Source organism: Ensifer sp. PDNC004 (assembly GCF_016919405.1).
GTDB lineage: Bacteria > Pseudomonadota > Alphaproteobacteria > Rhizobiales > Rhizobiaceae > Ensifer.
Genome location: NZ_CP070353.1, coordinates 3,598,669 through 3,616,255 on the forward strand (window position 1 = coordinate 3,598,669; position 17,587 = coordinate 3,616,255).

Genomic DNA, 17,587 nt, shown 5'->3' on the forward strand with positions numbered 1-17,587 from the left:
GACGACGGCGGGACACCCTTCCCCAACGAAGGGCTATCTATCTGGAAGGATAGCACATGGCAAAGCCTGCACAGCCGGACCTCCGTCCGAACAATACCCATTTCTCTTCTGGCCCTTGCTCGAAGCGCCCCGGTTGGACGCTCGACGCTCTCTCTGATGCTCCGCTCGGTCGTTCGCACCGCGCCAAGATCGGCAAGACGAAGCTGAAGCAGGCCATCGATCTTACCCGTGACATTCTTGAAGTGCCGGCTGATTACCGCATCGGTATCGTGCCCGCTTCCGATACCGGCGCCGTCGAAATGGCGCTCTGGTCGCTGCTCGGTCCGCGCGGCGTCGACATGGTCGCCTGGGAAAGCTTTGGCGCCGGCTGGGTGACCGACGTGGTCAAGCAGCTGAAGCTCGCCGACGTTCGCAAGTTCGAAGCCGCCTACGGCGAACTTCCCGATCTTTCCAAGGTCGATTTCGACCGCGACGTGGTCTTCACCTGGAACGGTACGACCTCGGGTGTGCGTGTGCCTAACGGCGACTTCATCCCGGCAGACCGCAAGGGCCTGACGATCTGCGACGCGACCTCGGCCGCTTTCGCGCAGAACCTCGATTTCGCCAAGCTCGACGTCGTTACCTTCTCCTGGCAGAAGGTTCTTGGCGGCGAGGGCGCCCATGGCGTCATCATCCTGTCGCCGCGCGCCGTCGAACGCCTGCTGACCTACGTGCCGGCCTGGCCTCTGCCGAAGATCTTCCGCATGACCTCGGGCGGCAAGCTCATCGAAGGGATCTTCACCGGCGAAACCATCAACACGCCATCGATGCTCTGCGTCGAAGATTACATCGATGCGCTCGTCTGGGCGCAGCAGGTCGGCGGGCTCAAGGGCCTGATGGCGCGTGCCGACGCCAATGCGCAGGCGATTTTCGACTTTGTTGCCGCCAATGACTGGATCGCCAACCTCGCGGTCAGGGACGAGACCCGCTCCAACACCTCGGTCTGCTTGAAGATCGTCGACAAGGACGTGCTCGCGCTCGACGCCGACGGACAGGCAGCCTTTGCCAAGGGCGTGGTTGCGCTTCTCGAAAAGGAAGGCGTCGCCTTCGACATCGGCCACTACCGCGATGCACCGTCCGGCCTTCGCATCTGGGCCGGCGCCACAATCGAGGCGGCTGACATGAAGGCGCTGATGCCGTGGCTGACCTGGGCTTTCGAGACCCAGAAGGCAACGCTGGCACAGGCCGCGGCCTGATCGGACAAGGGTGAGGACAATGAACTTCGCCCGCATCTCACACTGATTTGAGTGATCCGCTTCGCTCCCGATGGGAGCGAAGCCTGGCTAACTGCATTTCCATTCAGACCTGATCTTTAAGGAGGCCTTCCATGGCACCTCGCGTTCTCGTATCCGACGAACTGTCGGAAACCGCCGTCCAGATTTTTCGCGATCGCGGCGTCGAAGTCGATTTCCAGCCGAAGCTCGGCAAGGACAAGGACAAGCTTGCCGAAATCATCGGTAACTACGATGGCCTCGCCATCCGCTCGGCCACCAAGGCGACCGAAAAGCTGATCGCAGCTGCGACCAATCTCAAGGTCATCGGACGCGCCGGCATCGGCGTCGACAATGTCGACATTCCGGCTGCTTCGCGCCGCGGTATTATCGTGATGAACACGCCCTTCGGCAATTCGATCACGACCGCCGAACATGCGATTGCGCTGCTCTTTGCCGTTGCCCGCCAGCTTCCGGCCGCCGATACCTCGACGCAGGCCGGCAAGTGGGAAAAGTCCCGCTTCATGGGTGTCGAAATCACCGGCAAGACGCTGGGCGTCATCGGCGCCGGCAATATCGGCTCGATCGTCTGCTCGCGCGCCATCGGCCTGAAGATGCACGTTCTCGCCTACGACCCGTTCCTCTCCAAGGAGCGCGCCGAGGAAATGGGCGTCACCAAGGTCGAGCTCGATGAACTGCTCGCCCAGGCCGACTTCATCACCCTGCACGTGCCTCTGACCGACAAGACCCGCAACATCCTGAGCGCCGAAGCGCTTGCCAAGGCGAAGCCGGGTGTGCGCATAGTCAACTGCGCTCGCGGCGGTCTCGTCGACGAGAAGGCGCTTGCCGAAGCGATCAAGTCGGGCCATGTCGCCGGTGCCGGCTTCGACGTCTTCGAGGTCGAGCCCGCGACCGAAAGCCCGCTCTTCGGCCTGCCGAACGTCGTCTGCACGCCGCACCTCGGCGCTTCGACCACGGAAGCCCAGGAGAACGTCGCGCTGCAGGTGGCTGAGCAGATGTCGGACTACCTGGTCAAGGGTGCCGTCTCCAACGCCATCAACATGCCGTCGATCACCGCTGAGGAAGCGCCGATCCTGAAGCCGTTCATCCGGCTTGCCGACGTTCTCGGCGCCTTCGTCGGCCAGGTGACGGAAAGCGCGATCAAGGAAATCGAGATCCTTTATGACGGCTCGACCGCTGGCATGAACACCAAGGCGCTGACGAGTGCCGTGCTTGCCGGTCTGATCCGGCCGCAGGTCGCCGACGTCAACATGGTTTCGGCGCCGGTCATGATCAAGGAGAAGGGCATCATCCTGTCCGAGGTCAAGCGCGACAAGACCGGTGTCTTCGACGGCTACATCAAGCTGACGGTGAAGACCGCGAACCAGACGCGTTCGGTTGCCGGCACGGTGTTCTCGGACGGCAAGCCGCGCTTCATCCAGATCAAGGGCATCAACCTCGATGCGGATGTCGGCAGCCACATGGTCTACATCACCAACACCGACGTCCCCGGCATGATCGGTTTCATCGGCATGACGCTCGGTGATGCCGGCGTCAACATCGCGAACTTCCAGCTCGGCCGCGAGAAGGAAGCCGGCGACGCGATCGCGCTGCTCTACGTCGATGGTGCGGTTTCTGACGATGTGCTTGACAAGCTGCGTGCCAATCCGGCAATTCGCCAGGCAAAGCCGCTGGTCTTCAACATCGATTGACGCCAGCCCAGCAAGTGGCAGCACCGTCTGTCACTTTGCCGACCCACTCACGGGACATATCGAGGACGCACCGGCCGACCGCCGGTGCGTTTTCCTGTTTCGAACGCATGTGACGAGAAATGACCGAAATGACATTCCGCTGGCGCGAGGCAAGCCTGCCCGACCTCGCCTCCGTATCGGAGATCCAGCTCGTGGTTCACCAGGCCTTTCCCGAGGATGACGCCGTTCTCGCCGACCGCATCGCGCTCAGCCCTGCCGGTTGCTTCATGCTGGATGCGAAAGGTCTGTCACGCGGTTATGTGCTGAGCCACCCATGGCTTCGCGGTGCGCCGCCGTCGCTGAACAGCATGCTTGGCGAAATCCCTGAGGCTGCCGACACGTGGTACATCCATGATCTCGCGCTCTTGCCGGAAATGCGGGGCTCCGGGGCAGGGGGCGGCGTGTTGCCGATGCTTGCGGATGTCGCACGCACGGAAGGGTTCCGGTCGATGTCGCTCGTATCCGTCAACGGATCCCGTGGCTTCTGGGAAAGACAGGGCTTTGAGGTCCGCATGGACGAACGGCTGGCGCAGAAGCTCTCAAGTTATGGTGACGACGCGCTCTATATGGAGCGGCACCTTGTCTAAAATGAAAATGGCGCCGATCGGCGCCATTTTCATTTTGTGCTGGATCAGGCCGCCCGCTGCGTCGCGGGCCGCCATACCTTTTCCTCGACGGTGAACTGGGCAAGCCGGCCGGAAAGCACGTTGCTTTCGCCGGCGAGCGTCTGGCTTGCGGCCGAGGTCTGCTCGACCATGGCGGCATTCTGCTGGGTCATCTGGTCCATCTGGTTGACGGCGGTGTTGATCTCCCGCAGCCCGACCGACTGTTCGCGCGCTGCCGTCGCAATCGCGACGATGCGGTCGTTGATCTCGTTGACCCGCCGCTCGATGTCGCCGAGCGCCGAACCGGTCGCTTCGACCAGGCGCACGCCGGCCGAAACCTCGACGCCGGACGCGGTAATCAGGCCCTTGATTTCCTTGGCAGCCGTTGCCGAGCGCTGCGCCAATTCCCGCACCTCCTGCGCGACAACGGCAAAGCCCTTGCCGGCATCCCCCGCGCGCGCCGCCTCGACGCCGGCGTTCAGCGCCAGGAGATTGGTCTGGAAGGCGATGTCGTCGATCACGCCGATGATTTCGCCGATCTTCGAAGACGAGTTTTCAATGCGGCCCATGGCAGTGATCGCGTCGCGAACGACCTCGCTCGAGGTGGCCGCCCCCTTGCGAGCCTCAGCGACCATGCGGGTCGCCTCCTCGGCGCGGTTGGTGGAGTTCTGAACCGCAGAGGTGATCTCGTCGAGCGCGGCTGCGGTTTCTTCGAGCGACGCTGCCTGCTGCTCGGTGCGCTGCGACAGGTCGTTGGCCGCCCGGCTGATCTCATTGGCATTGCCGGTAACGACGGAGGTGGAGTCGGCGATTGCGCTGACCGTCGAGCGAAGTGCTGCAACGGCGGTGTTGAAGTCCTGGCGCAATTTTTCGTAGTCGGCGCCGAGATCCGGCACGTGGGTGGTGAGGTCGCCGCGCGCCAGCCGCTCGAGCGCACCGCCGATGGTGCTGACGACATGGGCCTGCACGCGGGCGGTCGCCTGCTGCATTTCCTCGTTGGCGCTGCGCTCGCCGTCGAGTGCCACCTGCTGTTCGCGTTGGCGAACCTCAAGCGCGTTGCGTTCGATCACCGAGGCGCGCAGCACGACAAGCGCGTCGGCCATGTGGCCGATCTCGTCGCGGCGGTCGGTATCGGGGACTTCCGAACGGGTGTCATTGTTCGATACTTCGAGCATCACGTCCTTCAGCCGGTTGATCGGCCGGCTGATCGAGCGGCCGATCGCCATGGCGGCAGCCAGCGTCGCGATTGCCGCGATCGCCGTGGTGATGATCGTCATCAGCAGCGACGCATTGTACTTGGCGGCGAGATCGTCGGCGTAGACGCCGGTGCCGACGCCCCAACCCCAGGGCTTGAAGCCCTGGATATAGGAGTACTTCTCGACCGGCTCCTCGTGGCCAGGCTTGTCCCAGTAGTAGTTGACGATGCCGCTACCCGGGTTCTGCGCCAGCGCGATGAGTTCGACGTTGAAGGCCTTGCCGTTGGTATCCTTGAGGCCGCGCACGTCGGTGCCGACGAGCTTCTTGGCGAGCGGGTGGGCGATCATCATGCCGTCGAAGCCGTTGATGAAGAAGTAGCCGTCCTGGCCGAAGCGCATGGACATGACCGCGGAAATGGCGCGGCTCTGGGCCTCCTCACGCGAGAGCGTGCCACTGCGCTCCTGTTCCTCGAAGCTTGCGATCGTCGAGATCGCCGCTTCGGTGACGTTGCGCAGCATCTGCCGGCGTTCGTCGCTGACTTCCGCGTTGGCGACTTGAGTCTTGTAGGCCATGGCGGCCGCCATGAAGACCAGCGCCATCGCCGTCAATAAGTAGATACGTGTCGAAATTCTAATATTTTTCACTGCCTTAGCCCCAAGGAAAATCCTGGCGGCGACAGAAACACCCATCTGCTAATCAAGCCTTAAGTCGCCTCCCGAGTTCTAGCGATTGCATCGCCCGAAACTTGCCCGGCAGGCGCGAGACTTCTCTAGCGCGGGCGACCTTTTTCGGCGATCGCGATCCCGCCGAGCACCAGGAGCAGCGCGACAAGGTGGAAGAGGTGAAAGGTCTCGCCGATCAGCATCACCGACAGCAGCGTGCCGAAAACGGGAATGGCGTTGATGAACAGGCCAGCGCGGTTGGCACCGATCATCTCGACACCGCGGACATAAAGAACCTGCGACATCAGCGATGGGAAGATCGCGGCATAGAGAACGATGATCCAGCCGGTGGTGTCGGGCGCGATCGCGGTGCCCGTGCCGATCTCCCAGAACAACAGCGGGATGGCGCTCAAGAGCGCGCCGAAGGCGGGGGCTGCAATGAAGCTCTGCCAGTGCATCGTCGGCTTGTAGCGAAGCGCCACGGTGTAGCCGGCATAGACGACGCAGGCCGCGATCATCAGCGCAACTCCTCACTAATCCAACTATCTCCTCTTCATTATCCTAACTCCCATTTCCTTTACCCCCTCCCTCCTCCTCTTTATCCTTACACTCTAACACATTTCTCACTACTCCACTAACTACACATCCCTCCTAATCCTCTTTTCTAACCTCAACTTTAATCCTTCCATTATCCATCCTTCCATCATTTCACTAAAAAAATTCTTCCTCTACTCTCATTTCAATTAATTTTATAAATCCTACCACCCTTAATTCCCACGCACGCACCCCCAGCACCTCCCCGCCCCAGACACGCCCCTCGCCCCCCGCCCCCCCCCATTCTGCTCTTTTCCCATTCTCTCCTTAAACTCTTATGTCATCATCACTATTATTACTCTTCATTTCTACTTATCCCCTTCATTTTCTTACATCAACAACTTTCTACATTTCCTACTTCCATCTATCGTCTTACTTCTATTCCTCCCCTCACTATCTTTTTCAGAATCTAATTAGTCCCTTGTAAATCACTAATCTCATTACATGCATGTGGTATTGCGACCGAGTTTCGCTAAGTCTGGGATAGCGGAATGATTAATTAAAACAAAAACAAAAATCATCAAAATCCCGGCTTGTCATGCAAAAAGGGCGGAACGCCCGACATAACGGGGTCGCTTTCCAGATGACAACACAGTATAGATGCGCGGGTTTGAGAACAGCGCAGCCTCGGTTGCGCGCCTGAACAGGAAGAGAATTATGACGAATGTCGTAGTGGTCGGCTCCCAATGGGGTGACGAAGGCAAAGGCAAGATTGTGGATTGGCTCTCCGAGCGCGCGGATATCGTCGTGCGCTTTCAGGGCGGTCACAATGCCGGCCATACCCTGGTGATCGACGGCGTCAGCTACAAGCTGTCGCTCCTGCCCTCCGGCGTCGTGCGTCCCGGCAAGCTTGCCGTCATCGGCAACGGCGTCGTCATCGATCCGCACGCGCTGATCGCCGAAATCGACAAGCTCGGCAAGCAGGGCATTGCGATCACGCCGGACAACCTGCGTATCGCCGACAATGCCACGCTGATCCTGTCGCTGCACCGCGAGCTTGACGGCATCCGCGAAGACGCCGCCTCCAACAGCGGCACCAAGATCGGCACGACGCGCCGCGGCATCGGCCCGGCCTATGAAGACAAGGTCGGCCGTCGTGCCATCCGCGTCATGGACCTTGCCGACCTCGACACGCTGCCGGCCAAGGTCGACCGCCTGCTGACGCACCACAACGCGCTGCGCCGCGGCCTGGGTGAAGCCGAGATCAGCCATGACGCGATCATGCAGGAACTTTCGTCAGTCGCCGACAAGGTGCTGCCGTTCATGGACACCGTCTGGGTGCTGCTCGACAAGGCCCGCCGCAAGGGCGCGCGCATCCTGTTCGAAGGTGCTCAGGGCACGCTGCTCGACATCGACCACGGCACCTATCCGTTCGTCACCTCGTCGAACACGGTCGCCGGCCAGGCTGCCGCCGGTTCGGGCATGGGCCCGGGCTCGCTCGGCTACATCCTCGGCATCACCAAGGCCTATACGACACGCGTCGGCGAAGGTCCGTTCCCGACCGAACTTACCGACGAAATCGGCCAGTTCCTCGGCGAAAAGGGCCATGAGTTCGGCACGGTGACGGGCCGGAAGCGCCGCTGCGGCTGGTTCGACGCGGCCCTGGTACGCCAGTCGGTTGCCGCCAACGGCATCACCGGCATCGCGCTCACCAAGCTTGACGTTCTCGATGGCCTCGACGAACTGAAGATCTGCATCGGCTATACTCTGGACGGGCAGCAAATCGACCATCTGCCGGCAAGCCAGGCGCAGCAAGCTTCGGCAAAGCCAGTGTATGTTACGCTTGAAGGATGGAAAGAATCGACGGTTGGCGCACGCAGCTGGGCAGATCTTCCGGCGCAAGCGATCAAGTATGTCCGCCAGGTGGAAGAACTGATCGGCGCACCGGTTGCTCTTCTTTCGACCAGCCCGGAGCGGGACGACACAATACTTGTGACGGACCCCTTTGAGGACTAGTGTCGGCGAACTGACATTGCGTCGTGATCGCAAAGACATACCTGGGCGTATGAGAAAGTACTAATGGCGGATTTTGTTGCAGTTATTCGCAGGACCGTTGACGGCCTGTCGGAAAACACACCTGAAATGCGGGACAGGGTATACGAGAAGGCGCGCGCGGCCGTGCGCCGCCAACTCGAAAACATGAACCCGCGTCCGTCGGACGACATGATCAATCGCCAGCTGGCGAAACTCGAAAATGCGATTGCCGAGGTCGACAGCGAACATGCCGAGGCCTTGCCGGCGCTCGACGAGCCCGAGGTTGCCGAGGCGGAGACCTTCGAACCGGTTGCCTCGGAGCCGGCAGTAGAGCACGTTCCGGAACCGGAACCGGAACCGGAACCGGAACCGGAACCGGAACCGGAACCGGAAGCTCAGCCTGTACAGGTCGTCGAAAGCGAGCCGGTGGCCGTTGCCGATGATGCGGTCGAGCAGCCCGCATCGGAACCGGAAATCGCCGCCGAGCCCTACCATCCTGTCGAGGCCTATGAGGCGCCGACGCATGTGGTCGAGCCCCAGGCCGAGCCGGTCGAGGAAACTCCGGTCGAGCCGATAGAATACGAACCGGTCGTTGAGCCTGCCGAAGCCGCAGAGCCGCCGCTTGACGAAAGTCCCGTCGTCGTTCAGCCGCACGAAGACGTGCAGGCCTATGAAGCGCCCGAATATTCGGAGCCGGTGCCAGACGCACAGGAAACACCGGCGCCTTCCTCGGAGGTCGAGTCGCAGCACCATGCCGCGCACGAGCCGACCTGGGACGAAGCGCCGGCTGCAAGTGCCGAGCAGAAGCCGGCCCTCTCCGAGTGGGACCTGCCCGAATGGGAGACCGTTGGTCCGACCTCGACCGTCGCGCCGGTCACCGAACACATCGGCGAAGAGCGCGCCACCGAGACCCACGACCCGGACACAGCGCCCGAGCTTTTGGGGATGCATCCGGTCGCCGAGCCGGAGCAGCAGGCCCCTGAGACGACGCCCAAGGCGGACCCCGTGCGCGGCTGGTCGTTCGACGACAATGACCCCTTTGCGCCGATCGAAGAGCGGCGGGCCGAGAAGACTTCCGAACCGGAGATCAGCGACTGGTCGTGGCCGGTCGAAAAGCCTGTTCAGGCGGCTGCCGCACCGGCGGCGCAGAACCAGCAGGAACGCGCCGGTACCGCTTGGGATCACATTGACGATCTGCTCGGCTTCGAGGACGCGGCCAACGCTGCTGCGGCGGGAGCCGGAGCAACGGCGGCTGCGCGCGAGCCGGAACGGGTTGGCGAAGCAACCCCGGCAGCGCCCAGGCCGACATCCTACCGGGCCACGCCGAAGCCGTCGCGTTTCAGCGTCAAGCGTCTCGTCATTGCGGGCGTCGCCCTGCTCGTGCTTGGCGGCGGCGGATTTGCCTATTGGCAGAACCGCGAGGCCGGCAATGCCTGGATTTCCGGCATGGTGTCGTCGATAACCTCGGCGGTGTCAGGCATCGGCGGAACGCCGGCCGAGCAAAGCACGCCGCCGCAGCCCGCTGGCGAAACGGCCACGCAGCAACCGGCCGCGCATGACGATACGGTTGCGCCGGACAACAACTCGACGAAGTTCACGCAGCGCCTGATGGCGGACGGATCGGAGACCGACGACGGCCCGGCCAACCCAACGGGCGAGAGCGCTGCGCAGGAAGGCAAGTCCGTGGCGCCGCAGACGGAAGCAGGCAAGCCTGTCGAAGCGGCGAGCGGCCAGGGTGGCACGGCCGGCCAGGCCGGAGCGCCCGCGACTGGTCAGCCGGCCGGCCAGCCGAACCAGCCTGAAGTCGCCCTTGCCACCGGCGAGAAGATGTTCCTCTACGAGGAGCGTCTCGGCCAGTCTTCGCCCACGGCCGTTCCGGGAACCGTGGCGTGGTCGGTGAAGGAGGAATCGCCCGGCGGCGATGCCAAGCCCGAGCCGGCGATCCAGGCCCAGATCACCGTTCCGGACCGCGGCCTGACCGCGCTGATGACGATCAAGCGAAATGCGGATCCGTCCCTGCCGGCAAGCCACGTCATCGAGTTCGTGTTCTCGCTGCCGTCGAATTTCGAGGGCGGCGCCATCGACAGCGTCCAGCGCGTATCGATGAAGCGGACCGAGCAGGATCGGGGCGACGCCTTGATCGCGGTTCCGGCCAAGATCACCGACGACTTCCATATGATCGCCCTGAACGATGCGACGGACGCCATCGGCAACAACACCCAGCTGCTGCGCAGCCGCAGCTGGATCGATATCCCGCTGACCTACCGCAACGGTCGCCGTGCGCTTCTGACGCTTGAGAAGGGGCAGAGCGGCACGGATGCCTTCAACCAGGCCATGCGCGCCTGGTCGGCGACGGGTACGGCTGCCGAGAGCAACAGCCAGTAAGCTCGAAAAGAACCGAAGATACAAAAAACCCGGCGGAAGCAACCGCCGGGTTTTTTATTGGGTTTCGCGTTCTTGAAGCAGAACCGCCGCTTAGGTTGCTGCGGCCGCCTTAGGCGCCTTCGACGACGCGCAGGGAATTGGCGCGCTCCAGCGCTGCCTTGCGCACGGCATCCTGGACCTTTTCGAAGGCACGAACTTCGATCTGCCGGACGCGCTCGCGGCTGATGTCGAACTCGGCCGAAAGATCCTCGAGCGTCAGCGGATCTTCGGTCAGGCGGCGTGCCTCGAAGATGCGGCGCTCGCGGTCGTTGAGCACCTTCATCGCGTTTGCAAGCAGTGCCCTGCGGCTTTCGAGCTCGTCCTGCTCGATCAGGATTTCTTCCTGGTTGTCGTGGTCGTCGACGAGCCAGTCCTGCCATTGGCCGGACTCGCCCTCGCTCGCCTTGATCGGCGCATTCAGCGAGGCGTCGCCGGACAGGCGGCGGTTCATAGAAACGACTTCGTCCTCGCTCACCTTGAGGGTGGTGGCGATTTCCTTGACATGCTCCGGCTTCAGGTCACCCTCATCGAGTGCCTGGATCTTGCCCTTGAGGCGACGCAGGTTGAAGAACAGCCGCTTCTGGTTGGCGGTCGTACCCATCTTGACCAGCGACCACGAGCGCAGGATGTACTCCTGGATCGCCGCCTTGATCCACCACATTGCATAGGTGGCGAGACGGAAGCCGCGATCGGGCTCGAACTTCTTCACGGCCTGCATCAGGCCGACATTGCCTTCCGACACGACTTCGCCGATCGGCAGGCCGTAGCCGCGATAACCCATCGCGATCTTGGCGACGAGGCGAAGGTGGCTGGTGACAAGCTTGTGCGCCGCTTTGCGGTCGTCGTGTTCCTGGTACCGCTTGGCGAGCATGTACTCTTCCTGCGGCTCAAGCATCGGGAACTTGCGAATTTCGTCGAGGTAACGATTAAGGCCGCCTTCTCCAGCGGCAATGGTCGGCAAATTGTTTCGGGCCATATGAAGCACCCCCCTTTTTAGTCTCCGGCCTCCGGTCGGCAAGCCGGGCATGTGGGTCTTCGTCAAGACCCCACGAACGTAGAAAATAAGTACGGCGAAAGCATGATTCAAGGAGTCCGGTTCACAAGGATGTGACGCCGGAGCGACGGAAATGTCACGAATAGAGGCCCGCTTTAGATCGGAATTCTTCCGACGGATTTCAAGGGGCGGTCACTCCCCGCTGCGCAGCGCCTCGATCAGCGCTGCCATGTCGTCCGGCATCGGCGCTTCGAAATGCATGGTCTTGCCGGTCGACGGGTGCTCGAACTGCAGCATGAAGGCATGCAGCGCCTGGCGGTGGAACTGGTTGACGACGGCCTTGGCGGCATCCGGCAGAAGGTTCGCCTTGGTTCTGAAGGCGGCGCCGTACTCGGGATCGCCGATCAGCGGGTGGCCGATATGGGCCATATGTACGCGGATCTGATGGGTCCGGCCCGTTTCCAGGTGGCATTCGATCGTCGAGGCGAGCGAGGTGCCATCGGGCTTTTCGAGATAGCGCTCGACCACCTCGTAATGGGTGATGGCCTCGCGGGCGTCGTCGCTATCCTCACGCTTGACCGCGCGCTTCGTTCGGTCGCCGGCGCGGCCGAGCGGCGCGTCGATCGTGCCCTTCAACTGCCGTGGCCTGCCCCAGACGACCGCCCGGTAGGCGCGCTCGAGCGGGCCGGTGCGGCCGTGGTCGGCAAACTGGTCGGAGAGATGGCGATGGGCCGCATCGTTCTTGGCGACGACCATGACGCCGCTCGTCTCCTTGTCGAGGCGATGGACGATACCGGGGCGCTTGACGCCGCCGATACCCGATAGGCTGCTGCCGCAGTGGTGGATCAGGGCGTTGACGAGCGTGCCCGTCCAGTTGCCGGCGCCCGGATGCACGACGAGGCCGGCCGGCTTGCACAGCACGATCAGGTCGCTGTCCTCGTAGAGGACGTCGAGGGGGATGTTCTCTCCCTTCGGCTCGGGATCTTCCGGCTCTGGCAGGTCGATCTCGAAGATGTCCCCCGGCTGCACCTTCTTCTTCGGCTCGCTCACCGGCTTGCCGTTGACCGACACGGCACCCTGCTCGATGAGAGCCTTGATACGGTTGCGGGAGAATTCACCCGAAAGTGCGTCCGTCAAGAAGGAATCGAGCCGTCCTGCGGCATCCTCGCCCGCCGTCAGGACTTTCCTATTGGCCGTTGCTTGTTTAAAGGGGTCGTTCATTCCGTTAAAAATCCGAAAAAAGGCCAGCCATGACCACAATCGAGCCCGATGACCAGGAAGACAAGCCGCTAGATCCGGCGATGGAAAATGTCCGCCGCAAGATGGTGAAGCTGCAGCTCGTCTCGGCAGGCGTCATGTTGGTCATGCTTATGGCTGTCCTTGGAACGATTGTCTACAAGCTGACGCGCACGGATGAGAAAGCGCCGGCCCAGACGTCCGCCGCCGTCGTTCCGAGCGAGGCGCCGCTCAACGCCGTTGCCGCGCTGCCTGCCGGCTTCACCGTGACGAATGTCGCGCTTTCGGGCTCGCAGGTGCTGTTCTACGGCAACCTGCCCGGCGCCGAGCTGCGTGCGATCGTCTTCGACATTGGCACCGGCCGTATCGTCGCGGATATCACCGTACGGACGAACTGACGGCATGTCCGGCGCCCTCCCGCCCGTCCTGCGCATCGACGATCCCGCCGATCCCCGGATCGCTGGTTTCGTCTCGATCAAGGAGCGCGATCTGACGGGGCGGCAGGGCCGCTTCATTGCCGAGGGCACCGTGGTGCTGCGCATGCTCGCCGCCGCGCACGCGGCCGGCCGCGGTTTTGCCGCCGAGGCCCTCCTGCTTCTGGAAAACCGTCTGGAGGGCGTCGGCGACATTCTTCGGCGTTTCCCGCCTGACGTGCCGGTCTATGTGGCGAACGCGCAGGTGTTCGACGCGATCGCCGGCTTCAACATGCATCGCGGCGTTCTGGCGCTCGGGCGCCGCGAAGGCGAGCCGGATCGCGATGCGCTGATCGCGTCGCTGCCCACGTCGAGCCTGGTGCTGGCGGCGTGCGGCATCTCCAACCACGACAACATGGGTGCGCTTTTCCGCAACGCCGCGGCCTTTGGGGTCGATGCGGTGCTGATGGACGAGACGAGCTGTGATCCGATGTATCGCAAGGCGATCCGCGTTTCTGTCGGCTCCGTGCTGGCGGTGCCTTTCGCTCGCGAGGGTTCCGTCGCCGCCATGCTGGAGCGGCTGCACGATGCAGGTTTTGCGATCTGGGGGCTGTCGCCGGCAGGAACGACAGACATCGGCGCAATCCCTCCGGCACCGCGCACGGCGCTTCTGATGGGGACCGAGGGCGAGGGACTGCCGCAAGCGGTGATGACCGCGATCCAGACCGCGCGCATCCGCCAGCGGCCGGGGCTCGACAGCCTCAACGTGTCGACCGCGGCCGGCATCGCATTGCACCAGGTGGCATTGATCAACGGCCGGATCTGAGGGGGCGCGCTGGTGTGAGGGCAGACAGTCCGCGACGGCAGCGGGCGCCTACTCGCGCGGAAGAATATCCTTGACGCGCTTCGCCAGGCTTTTTCTGTTGGCTGTGCCTTCTTCCTCGCCCGAGAGCAGGCCGAGGATGGGAGAGGTGGCGCCCTCATTCGCCGCCGTAAGGGCGACCATGCCTGCGGCGATTGCTGCGACTTCGTCGCGCAGCGCCTCGTCATGGGCTGAGGACTTGGAGTTGGTCAGGCGCTCCGAAAGGGCGGTGGCGCGATTGCGCAGATCGCCGGCGGCGACAATGGAGCCGGAATCCCCGTTTGCCAATTCGACCGGCGCTGCAGCACCATTGCCCGCCTGCTCGGATGCCGGCTTGCGGTCGCGGCGCAAGGGAAAGGCGACGCCGGCGGCGCGCAGGGCCTTGGCGGCGTCACGCATTTCCTGATTGGTGTCCTTCACCTTGGCCTTCAATCTCTCGATTTCACCGGCGCGCCTTTCGAGCGCGCTCTCGCGATCGGCGCTGGTTGCCATTTCGCGCGCAAGCTTGTCTTCCAACCGGTGCAGGCGGGTTTCGTCGCGCGACAGGCGGAGTTCCATTTCCTTTGCATGGGTGGTCTCGGTCTTCAAGTCGCCGCGCAGGGCTTCGCGCTCGTCGCGCAGCGTGGCAATCCGGCTTTTCAGATGCTCGACCTCTGTGTCGCGTGCGGCCAGGTTGATCCGCAGATTGTCGGTCTCGGCAGCATCCTGGGCGCGCTGAACGTCACGCTTCCTGATCTCGTCGGCCTTGCCGGCGTTGTCCCGCTCGACGCTGTCGAGCGTCGCCTTCATCCGCTCCAGGCGCTGTTCGAACTGGCGGATGGCCGAGCGCATGTCTGCCGCCTCGACGTTCATGTCGGCAAGCTGGGCATGCAGATCGGCGTTTTCGCCGCTGAGGCGACGGGCCTCCTGCAGGCTCTTCTCGTTTGTGAGCATCAGTGACACGCCTTTGTCCCGTTCGCGCTTCAGGGCCTGAAGCGTGCGGGCGTTCTCGGCGGCAAAAGCGGCGCGGGCCGCATCCTTCTGCGCGCGCACCTCCTGGGGGCTGAGCGGCATCGTCGCCTTCAGCCGGTCCTCGGCGAAACGCACGATGCGGCGGTGGATCGCCGGTGCGACCAGGAGACCGATGATGATCGCCGTCAGAAAGCCCAGGGCAAAGAGAAGCGAGAATTGGATCACGAGCTGGCCGTTTCGAAACTGGACCGGAAACCGAACCGCCTGCCCGGCCACAACGGGCACGGCAGGCGCTCCATCTTCCGTTTCCTTGCACTAAACATGACGTTTCGTGCGCTGCAAGTCTATGGTGCCGGATTTTGCGACAGGCAGGTCCGGCAACGGTCTTAGAAGGGATTCCAGGTCGGATTCTGGGTCATCTTGAGGTAGCCGACATTGACGCCGAGGCGTGCGCCGATGCCGGTGCGGATCGGCACCACGACGATGTTCTCGTCGGTCAGCACCGTCATGCCGACGCCGGCAACCACATAGGCGGAGCCGGAGACGCCGCCGAAGCGCTTGTAGAGCGCCGGCACGCTCGGCAGATTGTAGACGAGCATCATGGCGCGGCTGCCTTGGCCGCCCCAGTCGATACCGAGCGACGGACCCTGCCAGAAGACGCTGTGCTGTCCGGCATTCTTGGTGTTGAGTTCGCCTTCGCCATAGGTGAGGCCCGCGATGAACGCGCCTGAGCCTTCCTGTCCGAGAATGTAGCCGTTCGGCAAGCCGTAGCGTTCAAAGGCACGTTCGACAACCTTGGCAAGGCCGCCGGAGGTTTCTCCGAAGAAGCCGTGACCGGCATCGACGATTTCCTGCATGGTGTATTGGCTGTTGTTGTTCGCCGACTGGGCGTGCGCGACGGACAGGGCGCCGGCGACCAGAAACATCGTGGCCAGGACAACACGACCAGCCGATGTGGCAGCCTTCATGATCTGATGCATCATATCCTCCGTCAGGCGCGAAATTTGCTCGCTTGCGGGTTTGCAGTGGCCGACAGTCAGATCACTGCGCGGCCAGGTGGGGTCTGGACCAATTCCATGCAATTTGAACCGATGGTCTTAACAATCGGTTTACCAAATGTGGTGTCATTATGTTCCACTGATGAACGGCTGCGCCGGGCAGCTCATGACTTGCGTCTTCACGCAGGAGGCTTTACCGGCATGACCACGGCGCGTGCCATGGGCGAGGGCCGATGGCACCAAACAAGGAACTAAGATGGCAACGAATCCGAACCTGACATTGACGGGACCCGATCTGGCCGCGCTTCTGTGCAGCCGGGTTTGCCACGACATCATTTCCCCGGTCGGCGCCATCAACAACGGCCTGGAATTGCTCGACGAGGGCGGCGCCGATGCCGATGCGATGGATCTCATCCGCACGAGCGCGCTCAACGCCTCGGTCCGGCTGAAGTTTGCACGCCTTGCCTTCGGCGCGTCGGGCTCGGTCGGTGCGTCGATCGATACCGGCGAAGCGGAAAAGGCGGCGAAGGATTTTGCCGCGGCCGAGAAGAAGACCGAGGTCAACTGGCACGGCCCGCGGGCGATCATTGCCAAGAACCGGGTCAAGCTGCTCCTGAACCTCTTCCTGATCGCCTACGGCGCCATTCCGCGCGGCGGCTCGATCGACGTGACGCTCGAGAACCCGGAGTTCGACGCCGTGTTCACGCTCGTTGCCAAGGGCCGGATGATGCGCGTGCCTCCAAGGCTGGTGGAACTCCTGTCCGGCACGCCGGAAGAGGCCGTCGACGCCCATTCGATCCAGCCCTACTACACGGTGCTTCTCGGCGAGGAGGCGGGCATGGAAATCGCCGTCACCTCGACCGGCGAGGAAATCATCTTCACCGCCAAGATGCAGCCTGAGGTTTAAGTCGGCGGCGCCAGGCGCCCCGATTTTTTGACGTCTCGACAGCCGCCGGGTGCCATCGCATCCGGCGGAATCGTATCTGCCAAAGGCGTTTCACTGTCACCTGAATCTTAGAAAACTTAATATTTTCAGCGGGTTGATCTCGCGCGAAAAAGATTCGTTAAGCAAACTCCGTAACGAAATCTTTCCCAAATTTGTATAGAGTTGTTTCAGTAATGCCGATACGCGTATAGGTAAGTGGCGAAGGGAGTTGGACATGCGACGTTTGATGATTGCCGACGGCTCGGATGTCGTCCGGAAAGTTGGAAAACGTATCCTCTCCGGTATGGGCTTCATGGTTTACGAGGCGTCGAACAGCCTCGAGGCGCTCGTGCGCTGCGAAGCGGAACTCCCGAACATCCTGATCATCGACGCGGGTCTTGAAGGCGCGCTTGAGCTTATCGGCAACATTCGCCGGCTGCCGAACGGCCCGTCGGTGCGGATTTATTACTGCGTCGTCGAGGCGGACCTGAAGAAGATGATGGCCGGCAAGCGGGCTGGTGCCGACGACTTCCTGCTGAAGCCTTTCGACCGAAAGATCCTGACCAGCGTTTTCGCGAGCCAGTCGATGGCGGCCTGAGCCGCCTTATCCTGGCATCCTTGCAGCGAAATCAAGCCGTGGCGTTTGCCGCGGCTTTTTGTTGTGCCAACCCGGCGCCGAGCAGGCTTTCGATCAGCGCGAAAGGGAGGGCGGCAGATGCGGTACGCCCCGGGATCCGAGGGAACATCATCG

Annotated in this window: 14 protein-coding genes and 1 pseudogene; 9 read left to right on the plus strand and 6 right to left on the minus strand. The window is 62.6% G+C overall.

Annotation, left to right across the window (positions count from 1 at the left end):
• The first annotated feature begins 56 nt into the window (after positions 1-56).
• The 3 genes from JVX98_RS25570 to JVX98_RS25580 all read left to right on the plus strand — a co-directional run bounded on the left by JVX98_RS25570 (position 57) and on the right by JVX98_RS25580 (position 3,588).
• A complete protein-coding gene (locus JVX98_RS25570; RefSeq protein WP_205237858.1) occupies positions 57-1,235 on the plus strand; it encodes a phosphoserine transaminase in 1,179 nt (392 codons plus the stop codon).
• A gap of 131 nt (positions 1,236-1,366) precedes the next feature.
• Positions 1,367-2,962: a phosphoglycerate dehydrogenase gene (gene serA, locus JVX98_RS25575; protein WP_192450686.1), complete on the plus strand. Its 1,596-nt coding sequence runs from the start codon at positions 1,367-1,369 to the stop codon at positions 2,960-2,962.
• 119 nt (positions 2,963-3,081) lie between these two features.
• A complete protein-coding gene (locus JVX98_RS25580) occupies positions 3,082-3,588 on the plus strand; it encodes an N-acetyltransferase (RefSeq protein WP_192450685.1) in 507 nt (168 codons plus the stop codon).
• Positions 3,589-3,632: 44 nt separating this feature from the next.
• Here the strand turns inward: JVX98_RS25580 and JVX98_RS25585 are convergent, their stop codons facing one another.
• Positions 3,633-5,447, minus strand: coding sequence for a methyl-accepting chemotaxis protein (locus JVX98_RS25585; RefSeq protein WP_205237860.1), 1,815 nt, complete (start codon positions 5,445-5,447; stop codon positions 3,633-3,635).
• A 125-nt stretch (positions 5,448-5,572) separates the two neighbouring features.
• A pseudogene (locus tag JVX98_RS25590) lies at positions 5,573-5,995 on the minus strand (EamA family transporter); the annotation flags it as partial.
• A gap of 721 nt (positions 5,996-6,716) precedes the next feature.
• On the opposite strand from JVX98_RS25590, the gene JVX98_RS25595 reads away from it, so the two are divergent.
• Positions 6,717-8,015, plus strand: coding sequence for an adenylosuccinate synthase (locus JVX98_RS25595; RefSeq protein ID WP_043623234.1), 1,299 nt, complete (start codon positions 6,717-6,719; stop codon positions 8,013-8,015).
• A 63-nt stretch (positions 8,016-8,078) separates the two neighbouring features.
• The gene (locus JVX98_RS25600; RefSeq protein ID WP_205237862.1) at positions 8,079-10,418 is read left to right on the plus strand and encodes a hypothetical protein; all 2,340 of its coding nucleotides are present in this window, start codon (positions 8,079-8,081) and stop codon (positions 10,416-10,418) included.
• 109 nt (positions 10,419-10,527) lie between these two features.
• Here JVX98_RS25600 and rpoH read toward each other — a convergent pair whose 3' ends face one another.
• Both rpoH and JVX98_RS25610 read right to left on the minus strand, forming a co-directional pair.
• Complete coding sequence (gene rpoH / locus JVX98_RS25605) at positions 10,528-11,433, minus strand: RNA polymerase sigma factor RpoH (RefSeq protein ID WP_043611895.1); 906 nt, start codon at positions 11,431-11,433, stop codon at positions 10,528-10,530.
• A gap of 210 nt (positions 11,434-11,643) precedes the next feature.
• Positions 11,644-12,672: an RluA family pseudouridine synthase gene (locus JVX98_RS25610; RefSeq protein WP_192450681.1), complete on the minus strand. Its 1,029-nt coding sequence runs from the start codon at positions 12,670-12,672 to the stop codon at positions 11,644-11,646.
• Positions 12,673-12,701: 29 nt separating this feature from the next.
• On the opposite strand from JVX98_RS25610, the gene JVX98_RS25615 reads away from it, so the two are divergent.
• Both JVX98_RS25615 and JVX98_RS25620 read left to right on the plus strand, forming a co-directional pair.
• Positions 12,702-13,085, plus strand: coding sequence for a hypothetical protein (locus JVX98_RS25615; RefSeq protein ID WP_205237864.1), 384 nt, complete (start codon positions 12,702-12,704; stop codon positions 13,083-13,085).
• 4 nt (positions 13,086-13,089) lie between these two features.
• Positions 13,090-13,926, plus strand: coding sequence for an RNA methyltransferase (locus JVX98_RS25620; protein ID WP_205237866.1), 837 nt, complete (start codon positions 13,090-13,092; stop codon positions 13,924-13,926).
• A gap of 48 nt (positions 13,927-13,974) precedes the next feature.
• On the opposite strand, the gene JVX98_RS25625 is transcribed toward JVX98_RS25620, so the two are convergent.
• Both JVX98_RS25625 and JVX98_RS25630 read right to left on the minus strand, forming a co-directional pair.
• Entirely contained in the window at positions 13,975-15,138 is a 1,164-nt protein-coding gene (locus JVX98_RS25625; protein WP_205239527.1) for a hypothetical protein, read from the minus strand.
• Between the two features lie 161 nt (positions 15,139-15,299).
• A complete protein-coding gene (locus JVX98_RS25630) occupies positions 15,300-15,893 on the minus strand; it encodes a DUF1134 domain-containing protein (protein WP_082005878.1) in 594 nt (197 codons plus the stop codon).
• Positions 15,894-16,167: 274 nt separating this feature from the next.
• Between JVX98_RS25630 and chpT the strand changes: the two genes are divergently transcribed.
• A complete protein-coding gene (gene chpT / locus JVX98_RS25635; RefSeq protein WP_043611903.1) occupies positions 16,168-16,818 on the plus strand; it encodes a histidine phosphotransferase ChpT in 651 nt (216 codons plus the stop codon).
• A 253-nt stretch (positions 16,819-17,071) separates the two neighbouring features.
• Entirely contained in the window at positions 17,072-17,434 is a 363-nt protein-coding gene (locus JVX98_RS25640; RefSeq protein WP_034806707.1) for a PleD family two-component system response regulator, read from the plus strand.
• Positions 17,435-17,587 lie beyond the last annotated feature (153 nt).